The 12973-nt window shown below is 72.9% G+C and carries 16 protein-coding genes; 8 read left to right on the top strand and 8 right to left on the bottom strand.

Annotated features, from left to right (window positions below; all coding sequences use genetic code 11):
• Positions 1-44 precede the first annotated feature (44 nt).
• On the bottom strand, positions 45-1154 hold the full coding sequence (rsgA, locus tag B351_RS0110670; RefSeq protein WP_019399031.1) for a ribosome small subunit-dependent GTPase A: 1110 nt from the start codon (positions 1152-1154) through the stop codon (positions 45-47).
• A 172-nt stretch (positions 1155-1326) separates the two neighbouring features.
• Here rsgA and B351_RS0110665 point away from each other — a divergent pair, with 172 nt between their 5' ends.
• Genes B351_RS0110665 through B351_RS0110655 form a run of 3 tightly spaced genes read left to right on the top strand, consistent with a single transcriptional unit; the run spans position 1327 to position 3937 of the window.
• Entirely contained in the window at positions 1327-2598 is a 1272-nt protein-coding gene (locus B351_RS0110665) for a pyridoxal phosphate-dependent aminotransferase (protein ID WP_026010616.1), read from the top strand.
• A 2-nt stretch (positions 2599-2600) separates the two neighbouring features.
• A complete protein-coding gene (locus tag B351_RS0110660) occupies positions 2601-3236 on the top strand; it encodes an SGNH/GDSL hydrolase family protein (protein ID WP_019399029.1) in 636 nt (211 codons plus the stop codon).
• Between the two features lie 29 nt (positions 3237-3265).
• Positions 3266-3937 (top strand): class I SAM-dependent methyltransferase, encoded by a 672-nt coding sequence (locus B351_RS0110655; protein ID WP_026010615.1) that lies wholly within the window; start codon positions 3266-3268, stop codon positions 3935-3937.
• Positions 3938-3981: 44 nt separating this feature from the next.
• Here B351_RS0110655 and B351_RS0110650 read toward each other — a convergent pair whose 3' ends face one another.
• Positions 3982-4758, bottom strand: a complete 777-nt coding sequence (locus tag B351_RS0110650) for a polysaccharide deacetylase family protein (protein WP_019399027.1) — start codon at positions 4756-4758, stop codon at positions 3982-3984.
• A gap of 62 nt (positions 4759-4820) precedes the next feature.
• Between B351_RS0110650 and grxD the strand changes: the two genes are divergently transcribed.
• Positions 4821-5747: a Grx4 family monothiol glutaredoxin gene (gene grxD / locus B351_RS0110645; RefSeq protein ID WP_019399026.1), complete on the top strand. Its 927-nt coding sequence runs from the start codon at positions 4821-4823 to the stop codon at positions 5745-5747.
• Positions 5748-5806: 59 nt separating this feature from the next.
• Here grxD and B351_RS0110640 read toward each other — a convergent pair whose 3' ends face one another.
• A complete protein-coding gene (locus tag B351_RS0110640; protein WP_019399025.1) occupies positions 5807-6343 on the bottom strand; it encodes a DUF924 family protein in 537 nt (178 codons plus the stop codon).
• A 134-nt stretch (positions 6344-6477) separates the two neighbouring features.
• Here B351_RS0110640 and B351_RS0110635 point away from each other — a divergent pair, with 134 nt between their 5' ends.
• From B351_RS0110635 to B351_RS0110620, 4 genes are all read left to right on the top strand, one after another.
• Positions 6478-7104: a 2-hydroxychromene-2-carboxylate isomerase gene (locus B351_RS0110635; protein ID WP_019399024.1), complete on the top strand. Its 627-nt coding sequence runs from the start codon at positions 6478-6480 to the stop codon at positions 7102-7104.
• Positions 7105-7189: 85 nt separating this feature from the next.
• A complete protein-coding gene (locus B351_RS0110630; RefSeq protein ID WP_026010614.1) occupies positions 7190-8131 on the top strand; it encodes a DegV family protein in 942 nt (313 codons plus the stop codon).
• A gap of 67 nt (positions 8132-8198) precedes the next feature.
• On the top strand, positions 8199-8537 hold the full coding sequence (locus B351_RS0110625) for a hypothetical protein (protein WP_026010613.1): 339 nt from the start codon (positions 8199-8201) through the stop codon (positions 8535-8537).
• A 13-nt stretch (positions 8538-8550) separates the two neighbouring features.
• Positions 8551-9228, top strand: coding sequence for a hypothetical protein (locus B351_RS0110620; protein ID WP_019399021.1), 678 nt, complete (start codon positions 8551-8553; stop codon positions 9226-9228).
• A 3-nt stretch (positions 9229-9231) separates the two neighbouring features.
• On the opposite strand, the gene B351_RS0110615 is transcribed toward B351_RS0110620, so the two are convergent.
• The 5 genes from B351_RS0110615 to frmR form a co-directional block, all read right to left on the bottom strand.
• Positions 9232-9798 (bottom strand): hypothetical protein, encoded by a 567-nt coding sequence (locus B351_RS0110615; RefSeq protein WP_083852434.1) that lies wholly within the window; start codon positions 9796-9798, stop codon positions 9232-9234.
• 82 nt (positions 9799-9880) lie between these two features.
• Positions 9881-10732 carry an S-formylglutathione hydrolase gene (gene fghA / locus B351_RS0110610; protein ID WP_019399019.1) on the bottom strand — a complete coding sequence of 284 codons (852 nt, stop codon included), beginning with the start codon at positions 10730-10732 and terminating at the stop codon, positions 9881-9883.
• Positions 10733-10744: 12 nt separating this feature from the next.
• Positions 10745-11446, bottom strand: coding sequence for an NAD(P)H-binding protein (locus B351_RS0110605; RefSeq protein WP_019399018.1), 702 nt, complete (start codon positions 11444-11446; stop codon positions 10745-10747).
• A 3-nt stretch (positions 11447-11449) separates the two neighbouring features.
• Positions 11450-12559 (bottom strand): S-(hydroxymethyl)glutathione dehydrogenase/class III alcohol dehydrogenase, encoded by a 1110-nt coding sequence (locus tag B351_RS0110600; RefSeq protein WP_019399017.1) that lies wholly within the window; start codon positions 12557-12559, stop codon positions 11450-11452.
• Positions 12560-12618: 59 nt separating this feature from the next.
• Complete coding sequence (gene frmR / locus B351_RS0110595; protein ID WP_019399016.1) at positions 12619-12894, bottom strand: formaldehyde-responsive transcriptional repressor FrmR; 276 nt, start codon at positions 12892-12894, stop codon at positions 12619-12621.
• Positions 12895-12973: the final 79 nt, after the last annotated feature.

Below are 12973 nucleotides of genomic sequence, written 5' to 3'. Positions count from 1 at the left end.
GCATGGGGCCCGGGTGCCCCGCCCGCTCCGTACCGCAAACCCGGCTAGCGCCGCGGGCGCGGGGCCGGACGCCTGCGCCCGGCGGGGCCGCGGGCCTCGTTCTTCTGCGCCAGGCGTTGGGCCAGGCGCGCGGCGGCACCGGCCACCTCCTCGCGCAGCTTGAGGTAGTTGGCCAGGCGCTTCGGGTCCAGGGTGCCGGCCTCGATCGCGGCCAGCACCGCGCAGCCGGGCTCGTTGCGGTGGCTGCAGTCGTTGAAGCGGCACTGGGTGGCCAGCTCCTCGATGTCGCCGAACCCGCCGTCGGCCAGCTCCTCCTCGCCGGTGGGCTTGAGCTCGCGCATGCCGGGGGTGTCGACCAGGCAGGCGCCGGAGGGCAGCGCGATCAGCGCGCGGTAGGTGGTGGTGTGGCGGCCGCGCGAGTCGTGGGCGCGCACCTGGCCGGTCTTCATCCGCTCCTCGCCCAGCAGGGTGTTGGTGAGGGTCGACTTGCCGGCGCCGGAGGAACCGACCAGGACCACGGTCAGGCCTGGCGCCAGCCACGGCGCCAGCTGTGCCGCGGCGCCGCCGTCGCGGGCGTTGAGCGCCAGCACCGGCACGCCCTGGGCGCGCACGCCGGCCAGCGCTTCCAGCGCGGCTTCCGGATCGGCCCCTTCCAGGTCGGCCTTGGTCAGCACCACCACCGGTTGCACTCCGCCGCCGCCGACCAGCAGCAGGTAGCGCTCGATCCGGCGCGGGTTGAAGTCCGCGTCCAGGCCGCAGACCACGAAGGCGGTGTCGACGTTGGCCGCGATCACCTGCTGCTGGTAGTGCTCGCCGGCGGCGGCGCGCTTGATCGCGGTGCGCCGCGGCAGCAGGGCGAGGATGCGGCGGCCGTCGTGCAGCACCCAGTCGCCGACCGCGGCGCGCTCGTGCGCCGGCACGCCATCGGGGCGGAACACCGGGCGGCGCATCCATTCCGGCGGTGACTCGGCGCGGAAGCCGGCGTCCGGCGCGTCGGCCAGCACGTAGCCGGTGCGGTGCTGCTCGCTGACCCGGGCCGGGCGGGCCTGCGGATGCGCCTGGAACAGGGCCTGCCAGGCCGGGTCCTCGGGCGGGCCGGCCCAGGGCCAGCCAATCCGTTGCAGGGCGGTGTAGTCGGGTCCGGGGAGGTTCATCGGCAGGCATTGTAGTGCCCGGCCGGTTGGCGGCAGTGGCGGCGCGCCGGGTTGCTGGCGCTGCCAGCTTCCGTTTCGACCGAAACGGCCGCCAGGACTGGGCTTGCGGTCCCACCGGGGGGCGTTTTTTTCGATACCATGCCAGACCTTGCCACGCCCGCTGGGCCCTGCCATGCCGTCCACTGAAAAAACGCTCGCGGTGCGCGAGCGACTGTCGGAAGTCCGCTACGAGATCCGCGGCGAGCTCAACCGGCGAGCGCATGCGCTCGAGGCAGCAGGACGCAAGCTGATCAAGCTCAACATCGGCAACCCGGGCGCATTCGGCTTCCGCGCGCCGGAGCACCTGCAGCAGGCGATCATCCGCGACATCGACAACACCGACCCGTACACCCACCAGCTGGGCCTGCCGGCCGCGCGCGAGGCGCTGGCCGCGGCCTACCGCAAGCGCGGCGCGCCGCACGTGGATACCGAGCGGGTGTTCGTGGGCAACGGCGTGTCCGAACTGATCGACATGACCCTGCGCGCCCTGCTCAACCCGGGTGACGAGGTGCTGGTGCCCTCGCCGGACTACCCGCTGTGGTCGGCCGCCACCATCCTCAACGACGGCCGCCCGGTGTACTACCGCTGCACGCCGGAGAACGGCTTCATGCCCGACCCGGTGGAGGTGGAGGCGCTGGTCTCCGCGCGCACCCGCGCGATCGTGCTGATCAACCCGAACAACCCCACCGGCGCGGTGTACCCGCGCGCGCTGCTGGAGCGGCTGGTGGACATCGCCCGCCGCCACAACCTGCTGCTGCTGGTGGACGAGATCTACGACCAGGTGCTGTACGACGGCGCCGAGTTCGTGCCGACCGCGCCGATCGCCGGCGACCACCCGTGCATCACCTTCTCCGGCCTGAGCAAGGTGCACCGCGCCTGCGGCTGGCGCGTGGGCTGGGCGGTCCTCACCGGTTCGCACGCCCGCACCGCCGAGTACCGCAATGCGCTGGACCTGCTGTCCGGCCTGCGCCTGTGCGCCAACGTCGGCGGCCAGTACGCGATCGAGGCGGCGGTCAACGGTCCGGACACCATCAGCGCGCTGTGCGCCCCGGGCGGACGCCTGTACGAGACCCGCCGCGCGGTGGTCGAGGCCTGCGCCGCCAGCGAGCACCTGCGCCTGATCGAGCCCAAGGGCGCGCTGTACGCCTTCCCCTCGGTGGTGGGCGCGGCCGCGCGCGGCTTCGACGACCACCAGTTCGCACTGGAGCTGCTGGAGACCGAGGACGTGCTGATCGTGCCGGGCAGCAGCTTCAACGTCCCCTACCGCGACCACTTCCGCGTGACCCTGCTGCCGGAGGCCGGGCTGATGCGCGAGGTGTTCGCGCGCATCGACCGGGCGCTGTCGCGGCGCGCCGAGCTCAACACCAAGGTCGTGCCGCTGAAGGCGCGGAACGCGGCGGCGTAAGCGTGGCGCAAGGCTTCCTCGCCCTGGGCGATTCCTACACGATCGGGGAAGGCATCGCGGCGGACGGGCGCTGGCCGGTGCAGCTGGCCGCGCTGCTGCGCGCCGAAGGGCTGGACGTGGGCCAGCCGCGGATCATCGCCACCACCGGCTGGACCACGGATGAGCTGGACGCCGGCATCGATGCCGCCCACGCGCAGGCGCCGATCCCGGCCGACCACGCCCTGGTCAGCCTGCTGGCAGGCGTGAACGACCAGTACCGCGGGCTGGAGCCGGATGGCTTCCGCACCCGCTTCGCCGCCCTGCTGCGGCGCGCGGCCGGCTTCGCCGGCGGCGATCCGGCGCGGGTGCTGGTGCTGGCGATCCCGGACTGGGGCGTGACCCCGTTCGCCTTCGCCCAGGGCCGCGACCGCGCCCTGGTCGCCGCCCAGATCGACGCCTTCAACGCCATCTGCCGGGAAGAAGCCGCGCGCGCGGGCGCGCACTGGGTCGACATCGGCCCGGTCAGCCGCGCACGCGGCGCCGAGCCTGGCATGCTGGCCGACGACGGCCTGCACCCCTCGGCCGCCCTGTATACCCTGTGGGCACGGCTGGCATTGCCGGCCGCCCGCGCCATCCTGCAAGGCAGGAGTACCCCGTGAACGCGATGCCCCGACCCCAGCCGCGACCGCTGTCGCGGGACACCGCTGCGCGTATCGCCAGCAGCTTCCTGCCCGGCACCCTGCTGGGCAACCGCTACCACTACTACTACGCCCGGGCGAAGCTGCGCAGCGACCCGCTGTACCCGGGCGTGTGTGCGGCCCTGCGCGACGCCGCCGGCCCGCTGCTGGACCTGGGCTGCGGCATCGGCCTGCTGGCCCACGCCCTGCAGCACGAGGGCATCGCCCTGCGCTACTTCGGCGTGGACAACGACCACCGCAAGATCGCCTCGGCGCGCCGCGCCGCCGCCCGCGCCGGGCTGGTCGACGCCGGCTTCGAGGCGCTGGACCTGTCGCAGGCGCTGCCGCCGCACCGCGGCAGCGTGGCGATCCTGGACGTGCTGCAGTTCCTGCAGCCGCAGCGCCAGGCCGAGGTGGTCGACGCCATGGTCGCCATGCTCGAGCCGGGCGCGAAGCTGGTGATCCGCACCGGCCTGGACGACGGCAGCCGCCGCGCCCGCATCACCCGCACCACCGACGTGTTCGCGCGCCTGGTGGGCTGGATGAACGCCGCGCCGATCCACTACCCGGACGCGGACATGCTGAGGAAGCGTTTCGACGCCGCCGGCCTGCGCAGCGAGTTCTCGCCGCTGGCCGGCGACACCCCGTTCAACAACTGGCTGGTCGTCGCCACGCGCGACTGAGCCCTCGCCGGCAGCCGCCGCCCGCGACGGCGGCGGCCGGGCGCTCACTCCGGGATGACGCTGGCGTAGCCCTGCTCGCGCAGCAGGCACAGCGCCGCCTCGACGATCTCCACGCTGCGCCCGTGCGGCGCGCCCTCGTGCAGCAGCACGATCGCGCCCGGGCCTAGCCCGCGCTGCAGCCGCTGCAGCACCCGCACCACGTCGCCGTCCACCGCGTCGTAGCCGCGCACGCTCCAGGCCGCGCGCGCCAGCCCCAGCCGCCGCAGCGGCGCGGCCAGGAACGGATTGGTGTGGCCGGCCACCGCGCGGAACCAGCGCGGCGGCTGCCCGGCCAGTTCGCCGAGCACGGCCTGGGCGCGTTCCACCTGCGCGGCCATGGCGCGCGGGCCGAGCGCCCAGAACCAGGCCTGCGGATGGCTCCAGGTGTGGTTGGCCACGCCGTGGCCGCGGCGCAGGATCTCGCGCACCAGCTCCGGCCGCGCCTGGGCGCGCTGCCCGACCAGGAAGAAGGTGGCCTGCATGCCGTGGCGGTCCAGCGCGTCGAGGATCGCCGGGGTGTCGTCCGAGGGGCCGTCGTCGATGGTCAGCCAGACCTGGCGTTCGTCGCCCGGCAGGCGCGACAGCGCCGGCGCGTACAGCGTGGCCCGCGGCAGGAACACCGGCACGATGAAGGCCGCGTGCGACAGCAGCAGGGCCGGCAGGCCCCAGCGCCAGCCGGCCACCCCCCACAGCCCCGCCCCCGCCAGCTGCGAGGCGGCCAGCCAGGCCAGCCAGGCATGCGGCCGGTGCGGGGTGCGATGCAGTGTTGCCGGGCGGCTCATCGCCGCATCATGCCACGCGGCGTAGAATGCAGGCCCCTGAAAAATCCGTGGTGAGCCCCCGCATGTCCCTGGATCCCGCCCTGCGTTCGCGCATCGAGTCGCTGCTGCAAGCCAACCGCGTCGTGCTGTTCATGAAGGGCCAGCCGGGCATGCCGCAGTGCGGCTTCTCGGCCAAGGCCAGCGGCATCCTGGAGGACCTGGGCGTGGAGTACGCCCACGTCAACGTGCTGGCCGACCAGGAGATCCGCGAGGGCATCAAGGTCTACGGCAACTGGCCGACCATCCCGCAGCTGTACATCGACGGCGAGCTGGTCGGCGGCAGCGACATCATCGAGCAGCTGGCCTCCAGCGGCGAGCTGTCGCAGATGCTGGGCCTGCCCGCGCCGGACCGCACCCCGCCGCAGGTCACCGTGACCGAGGCCGCCGCCGAGAAGCTGCGCGGCGCCCTGGCCAGCGAGCCGGGCGCGGCGCTGGCGCTGTCGATCGACGCGCGCTTCCAGCCGCGCTTCCAGATCGTGCCGCGCAACGACAGCGCCATCGCGGTGGAAACCCAGGGCCTGCGCATCCAGTTCGACCTGTCCAGCGCGCGCCGCGCCAACGGCATCACCATCGACTGGGTGGACGACTTCCGCGGCCAGGGCCTGGCCATCGACAACCCCAACGCGCCCAAGCCGGTGCAGGCGATCACCCCGGCCGAGGCCGAGCGCCAGGTCGGCACCGGCGAGCTGGTGCTGGTGGACGTGCGTCCGCCCGAGGAACGCGCGATCGCCTCGCTGCCGGTGCCGCACCGCACCCTGGACGGCGACGGCCGCCCGGCGCTGGAAGCCCTGCCCAAGGACACCCGCCTGGCCTTCATCTGCCACCACGGCGGCCGCAGCGCGCAGGCCGCGGAGGAGTTCCGCGCCAAGGGCTTCACCGCGGTGTTCAACGTGGAAGGCGGCATCGACCGCTGGGCACAGGAAGTCGACGGCGGCATCCCGCGCTACTGAGCGCGCGGCGCCAGCCAGCTGGCGGCGGCCCCGGCCGCCCTTTTCCGTTTGCGCCGCCGCTAGAACCCGCCGCCGGCGTCGAGCCAGGCCTGCTCCTCCGGCGTGCTGGTGCGCCCCAAGGCGCGGTTGCGGTGCGGGAAGCGGCCGAAGCGCGCGATCACCTCGCGGTGGGCGATGGCGTAGTCCAGGTAGAGCTTGTCGCCGAGGGCGGTGAACAGTTCCACCGAATGGTCCTGGTCGGCCGGGTCCTCGGAGTGCTCCAGGGGCAGGTAGAAGAACGCGCGCAGCGCCGGTTCGACCTGCCGGTCGTGGCCGGCCTGCAGCGCGCGCAGCGCGTAGTGCCGCGCCAGGCCGTCGGTGGCGAAGGCGTGGCCGCTGCCGCGGAACACGTTGCGCGGGATCTGGTCGAGCAGGATCAGCAGGGCCAGGGCCCCTTCCGCCGTCCCCAGCCAGTGCTCGCACTCGCCGCGCGCCGCCGCCAGGTGCGCCTGCAGGAAGCGCGCCTCGCACTGGCGGTCGAACGCCTCGCCGCCGTTGAACCACGCCTGCTGCCCGGCCTGGCGCCAGAACTCCACCACTTCGCCCGCGCTTGCCATTGCATCCTCCTCGGTCGTCGCCCCCCGAGCATGCGCCATCGGCCATGCACGCGGCGACAGCACCGCGGCAACGCAGCGTGGCGCCGGGCGCTGCTGCCGGCATCATCATGCGCACGTCCCGCAGGAGCCGCCCGATGACGCCACGCTGGTACTTCGACTTCGTCTCCCCGTTCTCCTACCTGCACTGGCAGAAGATGCGGCCGCTGGTGCAGGCGGGCCGGGTGCAGCCGGTGCCGGTGGTGTTCGGCGCGGTGCTGGCCGCGCTGGGCAACCTGGGGCCGGCGGAAATCCCACGCAAGCGCGAATTCATCTACCGCCAGGTGCTGTGGCAGGCGCGGCGCGAGGGGGTGCCGCTGGTGTTCCCGCTGGCGCATCCGTTCAATCCGTTGCCCGCATTGCGCTTGTGCGTTGCGGCAAACATCCGCCCCGAGGCGATCGACGCGATCTTCGACGCGATCTGGCGCCAGGGCCTGGATGGCAGCCCGGCGGCGCTGGCGGAGGCCGGGCGCCGGCTCGGCATCGAGGACGTGGCCGCGGCGATCGGGGCGCCCGCGGTGAAGCAGAAGCTGCGCGAGCTGACCGATTCAGCCCTGGCGGCCGGCGTGTTCGGCGTGCCCACGCTGGAGGTGGACGGCGGCCTGTTCTGGGGCAACGACAGCCACGAGCTCATGCTGGCGGTGCTTGAGGACCCCGGACTGCTGCGCGAGGGCCCTCTGGCGGAGATCGGGAAGCTGCCGGTGGGGATCCTGCGCAAGCGCTGAACACCCCGCTTCCGGCAGTCGCAAGCCGCCGGATTCTGCGATAGGGTTCACGCCGCTCCGCGTGCAGGACGTCTGGGAGGGCCCAATGCGCATAGGGATAGTCGTCGATTCGGCCTGCGATCTGCCGGCCTCGTTCATCAGCGAACACGGGATCGTGGTCATGCCGATCACGGTCCGCATCGGCAACGCCGTGCTCGAGGACCGGCGCGACGAGAAGGCCACCCTGGCCTTCCTGCACGCGCACGTGGCCGAGCGCGGCCACGAGGCGGAGACCACGCCGCTGAGCGTGGAACAGATCCGCGACCTGTTCCTGCAGCGCCTGGTGATCGACTACGACCACGTCTTCTGCCTGACCATCTCGCGCCTGCGCAGCCAGATCCACGACAACGCGCTGCAGGCCAGCTACGCCATCCTCAACGAGTACAAGCCGGTGCGCCAGGCCGCCGGGATCACCACCCCGTTCGCGCTGCGGGTGATCGACTCGCTCAACCTGTTCGTCGGCCAGGCGATCACCGCGGTGGAGGCGGTGCGCATGCGCGCCGCCGGCGCCGGCGTGGCGCAGATGCGCGCGCGGCTGGAGGAAATGGCGCAGCACACCTGCGGCTTCATGATCCCGCGCGACCTGTACTACCTGCGCAACCGCGCCCGCACCAAGGGCGACCGCAGCGTCGGCCTGCTCAGCGCCGCGCTGGGCTCGGCGCTGGACATCAAGCCGGTGATCCGCGCCTGGCGCGGCACCACCGAGCCGGTGGGCCGGGTGAAGGGCTTCGAGGCGGCCACCGAGAAGATGTTCGAGATGGCCTGCCAGCGCGTGCGCAGCGGCCTGCTCACCCCGACCGTCAGCGTCTGCTACGGCGGCGACCTGGCCGAGCTGCACGGCCTGCCCGGCTACGCCCGCCTGCTCGACACCTGCCTGGACCACGGCGTGGAGGTGTTCGAGAGCATGATGAGCCTGACCGGCATGGTGAACGTGGGCAAGGGCGCGGTGGCGGTGGCCTACGCCTCCACCGACGCCAGCTTCGGCTGAGCCGGCGGCCACGGCCGCTTCGCGCCGGCGCTGCTAGATTGTCCGCTCCCGCCCGCAGGAGCCGCCGATGCCCGTCCGTTACGTGATCCGCCTGCCCGAGCCGGCCGCCGCGCGCGGCAGCGAGCCGTCGCTGTCGTTCACCGCCAACGGCTACGAAGCCTTCGCCGAACAGCTGCAGGATGCGCTGCGCTCGCCGGCGCTGTTCGAGCGCTGGCGGCAGATGCAGCCGGAACCGGACGAGGTGGACCCGGCGCTGGGCGCGACCGATCCGCAGGCCACGGTCGAAGGCCGGCGCGAGGACATGTCGGTCTACCTCACCGCCACCACCTCCCTGCCCGGCGAGATCCTGCGCCACCGCCTGCGCCTGCTGGCCGGTTCGCGCTGGGAACTGCGCGACGTGCGCTGAGCCTGCCACGGCGATGGCGGCACGCATCCCGGTCCTGCTGGCCTGGAGCGGCGGCAAGGACGCGGCCTGGACCCTGCACATGCTGCGGCAGTCGGCCACCCACCAGGTGGTCGGCCTGCTGTCGACCGTCAGCGCTGGCCGCGCTTCGATGCAGGGAGTACGGGTGGAGGTACTGCGCGCGCAGGCCGCGGCCGCCGGCCTGCCGCTGCTGGAGGTGGAACTGCCGCCGGCCTGCGAGAACGCGGCCTACGGCGCGGCCATGGCCGGCGCGCTGGACGCGGCCGCGCGGCGCTGGCCCGGGCTGCGCACCATGGCCTTCGGCGACCTGTTCCTGGAGGACATCCGCGCCTGGCGCCGGCAGCAGCTGGAAAGCCTGGACTGGGAGCTGCTCACCCCGCTGTTCCGCTTCGACACCGCGTTGCTGGCGCGGCGCATGCTCGACGCCGGCCTGCGCGCGCGGGTGTGCTGCGTGGATACGCAGCAACTGGACGCGCGCTTCCGCGGCCGCGCCTTCGATGCGGCCCTGCTCGAGGAACTGCCGGCGGGAGTGGATCCGTGCGGCGAGAACGGCGAGTTCCACACCTGCGTTTGGGCCGGGCCGATGTTCGCCACGCCGCTGGAGCTGGAGCACGCCGGCGACAGCATCGAAGCCGGGCGCTTCGCGCGCACCGACTTCGCGCTGCGGGAGTGACGCTCAGAAGCCCGTGGCCGCGGCCGGATCGCACTCGCGGCGCAGGAAGTCCAGCGCCGCGTGCACCCGCGAAGCCATCTCACTGCCTTCCAGGTGAAGCACCGCGTCGTGCTGCTCGCCGGCAAAGCGCAGGTACACGCGCGAGCCGTCCTGGCGCAGGGCGCGGATCGAGCCGAAGTGCAGGCCATCCGGGCTGCCGACGTGGTCGTCGCCGGCCATCGCCGCGAAGCCGGCCTCGGTCGCCTCGCCGGTGGCCGGGTCGCGCACGGTCAGCCAGGTGTTGGCGATCTCGCCGATCAGGTAGGAGCGGCAGTGCGCCACCGGGTCGGCGTCGACGATCGGCGGCAGCGGCTCGAACTCGGCGCGCAGGCCGTCGCGGCGGGCCTTGGCCAGGACCTCGCTCATCATCGTCGACAGATAGCGGTTGCCCGGCAGCACCTGGCGCAGGAATTCCTGCGCGCCGGCCACCGTGCGCTGCGGCGCGGCGCCGCCCTCGGCCGCGGCCGCGCCGGCGGCCGTGGCCAGCAGCGCCACCGCCAGTGCATACCCGTAATGACTCCTGCCCCGCATGCGTCTCCCCCCTGGTCGGCGTCCATGTGGCGCAACCATGCCACACGGCCGCCGCGGGGGTCATGCTGCGGCGCCGGCGCGCTCAGCCGCGCGGCACCCCGGCCTGGCCGCGCAGGGCCGCGGCATGGTGCGCCAGGTGCTCGCCGATGAAGCTGGCGATGAAGTAGTAGCTGTGGTCGTAGCCCGGATGCATGCGCAAGGTCAGCGGATGCCCTGCCGCCGCGGCCGCGGCCTGCAGCAGCTGCGGGCGCAGCTGGAGCTCGAGGAACTCGTCGTCCGCGCCCTGGTCCACCAGCAGCGGCAGCTTCTCCGCGGCGCCGCCCAGCAGCTCGCAGGCGTCCCACTGCTTCCAGGCCGCGTGGTCCGCGCCCAGGTAGGCGCCGAACGCCTTCTCGCCCCACGGCACCTGGCTGGGCGCGACGATCGGCGAGAACGCCGAGACGCTGCGGTAACGCCCGGGATTGCGCAGCGCGCAGACCAAGGCGCCGTGGCCGCCCATCGAATGGCCGCTGATGGCGCGTTCGCCGGTCACCGGGAACTGCGCCTCGACCAACGCCGGCAGCTCGTGCACCACGTAGTCGTGCATGCGGTAGTGGCGCGCCCAGGGCTCGCGGGTGGCGTTGAGGTAGAAGCCGGCGCCCTTGCCCAGGTCGTAGCCTTCGGCATCGGCCACGTCCTCGCCGCGCGGGCTGGTGTCCGGGCAGACGATGGCGATCCCGTGCTCGGCCGCGTAGCGCTGCGCGCCGGCCTTGGTGATGAAGTTCTGCTCGGTGCAGGTCAGGCCGGACAGCCAGTACAGCACCGGCACCCGGCGTTCGGCCGCCTGCGGCGGCAGGTAGATGGCGAAGCTCATCGTGCAGCCGAGCACGGACGACGCGTGGCGGTAGACGTCCTGCCAGCCTCCGAAGCAGGCGCGGTGTTCGATGCGTTCCATGGTTACCTCTCCTTATGCGTTCCGGTGCGGCGCGGCGGATGCGCCCTGCATGCGCGCCGATCCGAGGATGGTGTGGCCGCTTGCGCGCGGCACTTCGGCGGCCAGCGCGGCAGCGACGTCTTCGGCGGTGATGGCACGCAGCTGCCCCGGCAGCAGCGGACGCAACCAGCGGTCCAGGCGCGCGGCCAGGTGCTCGCCGCGGCGATGCGGCTGGCCCAGGCGGGCGCGGTCGCCCAGCAGCAGCGCCGGCCGCGCGACCACCAGTGCATCCAGCGGCAACGCGGCCAGCGCCTGCTCCAGTTCGCCCTTGGTGCGGTTGTAGAACACCGGCGACCGGGGATTGGCGCCCATCGCGCTGACCAGCCCGATGCGGCGCACGCCGGCCTCCAGCGCCGCGCGCGCCACCGCCAGGCTGGCGTCGAAGTCCACCGCCCGGAACGCCTCGCGCGTGCCGGCCACGGCAATGGTGGTGCCCAGTGCCAGGTAGGCCTCGCCGGCTGCCGGCAACGGCGGCAGGCGCGCGAAGTCGACCACGTGCAGCTGGAGCTTCGGGTGCCGCAGTTGCAGCGGGCGGCGGACCAGGGCGTGCACCGCGGCCACCTGCGGATCGGCGCACAGGCGCGCGAGCAGCGCGCGCCCGACCAGACCGCTGGCACCGGCCACCAGCGCGATCCTCGCGCCGGTGGCCATGGCATTGGCGCCCGCCGGCTGCATCGCTCAATAGTGGATGACGGTGCGGATCGACTTGCCCTCGTGCATCAGGTCGAAGGCCTCGTTGATCCGCTCCAGCGGCAGGGTGTGGGTGATGAAGGGCGCCAGCTCGATCTTGCCGGCCATCGCGTCCTCGACCATGCCCGGCAGCTGGCTGCGGCCCTTCACGCCACCGAAGGCGGTGCCCATCCACTTGCGGCCGGTCACCAGCTGGAACGGACGGGTGCTGATCTCCTTGCCCGCGCCGGCCACGCCGATGATCACGCTCTGGCCCCAGCCGCGGTGCGCGCATTCCAGCGCCGCGCGCATCACCTCGACGTTGCCGATGCACTCGAAGCTGTGGTCCACGCCCCAGCCGGTCATCTCCACGATCACCTGCTGGATGGGCTTGTCGTGGTCCTTCGGGTTGACGCACTCGGTGGCGCCCATCTGCCGCGCCAGTTCGAACTTGGCCGGGTTGGTGTCGATGGCGATGATGCGGCCGGCCTTGGCCTGCCGGGCGCCCTGGATCACCGCGAGGCCGATCGCGCCGAGGCCGAACACGGCCACCGAATCGCCTTCCTGCACCCTGGCGGTGTTGTGCACGGCGCCGATGCCGGTGGTCACGCCGCAGCCCAGCAGGCAGGTGTGTTCCGGGTTGGCCTGCGGGTTGACCTTGGCCAGCGAGACCTCGGCGACCACGGTGTACTCGGAGAAGGTCGAGCAACCCATGTAGTGGTAGATCGGCTGGCCGTTGTAGGAGAAGCGGGTGGTGCCGTCGGGCATCACGCCCTTGCCCTGGGTGGCGCGCACCGCCACGCACAGGTTGGTCTTGCCGCTCTTGCAGAACAGGCACTGCCCGCACTCGGCGGTGTACAGCGGGATGACGTGGTCGCCCGGCTTGACCGAGGTCACGCCCTCGCCCACCTCGACCACGATGCCGGCGCCCTCGTGGCCCAGCACCGCCGGGAACACGCCTTCCGGGTCCTCGCCGGAGAGGGTGAAGGCGTCGGTATGGCACAGCGCGGTATGGGTGATCTTCACCAGCACTTCGCCGGCCTTGGGCGGGGCGACGTCGATCTCGACGATCTGCAGCGGCTGGCCTGCGGCGAAGGCGACGGCGGCACGGGACTTCATGGGGAAACTCCTTTGGGACGGCGACGAACGGATCCGCCGGCGCTCCGGCGGAGGGGGAATCACTTGAGGTAGGAACGCACCAGCGCGGTCATCTCCGCGACCCGCGCCTGGCGCTGCTCGTCCGAGCCGGCGGCGTGGCCGAAGGTCTCGCGGATATGGGCCTCCATCACCTCGGACATCAGCCCGTTGACCGCGCCGCGGATGGCGGCGATCTGCTGCAGCACCGGGGCGCAGTCGGCGCCGGCCTCCAGCGCGCGCTCCAGCGCCTCGGCCTGGCCGCGGATGCGGCGCACGCGGGCCAGCACGCGCCGCTTTTCCTCGGGACTGTGGGGCATGGCCGGCCTCCTCTGATACTGGGGGATAGTATCAGCCAGGCCGCCGGCCGGCGAGCCGCCGCGGTGCTCAAGCCAGGCC

It is taken from the genome of Pseudoxanthomonas sp. GW2 (assembly GCF_000283075.1).
GTDB lineage: Bacteria > Pseudomonadota > Gammaproteobacteria > Xanthomonadales > Xanthomonadaceae > Pseudoxanthomonas.
The sequence above is the reverse complement of the archived record's forward strand: the minus strand, read 5'-3'. Positions and strand labels throughout refer to the sequence as shown.

Excerpts from the sequence above, each read along its gene's own strand:
- rsgA (WP_019399031.1), bottom strand. The coding sequence starts at position 1,154 with ATGAACCTCCCCGGACCCGACTACACCGCCCTGCAACGGATTGGCTGG.
- B351_RS0110665 (WP_026010616.1), top strand. The coding sequence starts at position 1,327 with ATGCCGTCCACTGAAAAAACGCTCGCGGTGCGCGAGCGACTGTCGGAA.
- B351_RS0110650 (WP_019399027.1), bottom strand. The coding sequence starts at position 4,758 with ATGAGCCGCCCGGCAACACTGCATCGCACCCCGCACCGGCCGCATGCC.
- grxD (WP_019399026.1), top strand. The coding sequence starts at position 4,821 with ATGTCCCTGGATCCCGCCCTGCGTTCGCGCATCGAGTCGCTGCTGCAA.
- B351_RS0110640 (WP_019399025.1), bottom strand. The coding sequence starts at position 6,343 with ATGGCAAGCGCGGGCGAAGTGGTGGAGTTCTGGCGCCAGGCCGGGCAG.
- B351_RS0110635 (WP_019399024.1), top strand. The coding sequence starts at position 6,478 with ATGACGCCACGCTGGTACTTCGACTTCGTCTCCCCGTTCTCCTACCTG.
- B351_RS0110630 (WP_026010614.1), top strand. The coding sequence starts at position 7,190 with ATGCGCATAGGGATAGTCGTCGATTCGGCCTGCGATCTGCCGGCCTCG.
- B351_RS0110625 (WP_026010613.1), top strand. The coding sequence starts at position 8,199 with ATGCCCGTCCGTTACGTGATCCGCCTGCCCGAGCCGGCCGCCGCGCGC.
- B351_RS0110620 (WP_019399021.1), top strand. The coding sequence starts at position 8,551 with ATGGCGGCACGCATCCCGGTCCTGCTGGCCTGGAGCGGCGGCAAGGAC.
- B351_RS0110615 (WP_083852434.1), bottom strand. The coding sequence starts at position 9,798 with ATGCGGGGCAGGAGTCATTACGGGTATGCACTGGCGGTGGCGCTGCTG.
- fghA (WP_019399019.1), bottom strand. The coding sequence starts at position 10,732 with ATGGAACGCATCGAACACCGCGCCTGCTTCGGAGGCTGGCAGGACGTC.
- B351_RS0110605 (WP_019399018.1), bottom strand. The coding sequence starts at position 11,446 with ATGCAGCCGGCGGGCGCCAATGCCATGGCCACCGGCGCGAGGATCGCG.
- B351_RS0110600 (WP_019399017.1), bottom strand. The coding sequence starts at position 12,559 with ATGAAGTCCCGTGCCGCCGTCGCCTTCGCCGCAGGCCAGCCGCTGCAG.
- frmR (WP_019399016.1), bottom strand. The coding sequence starts at position 12,894 with ATGCCCCACAGTCCCGAGGAAAAGCGGCGCGTGCTGGCCCGCGTGCGC.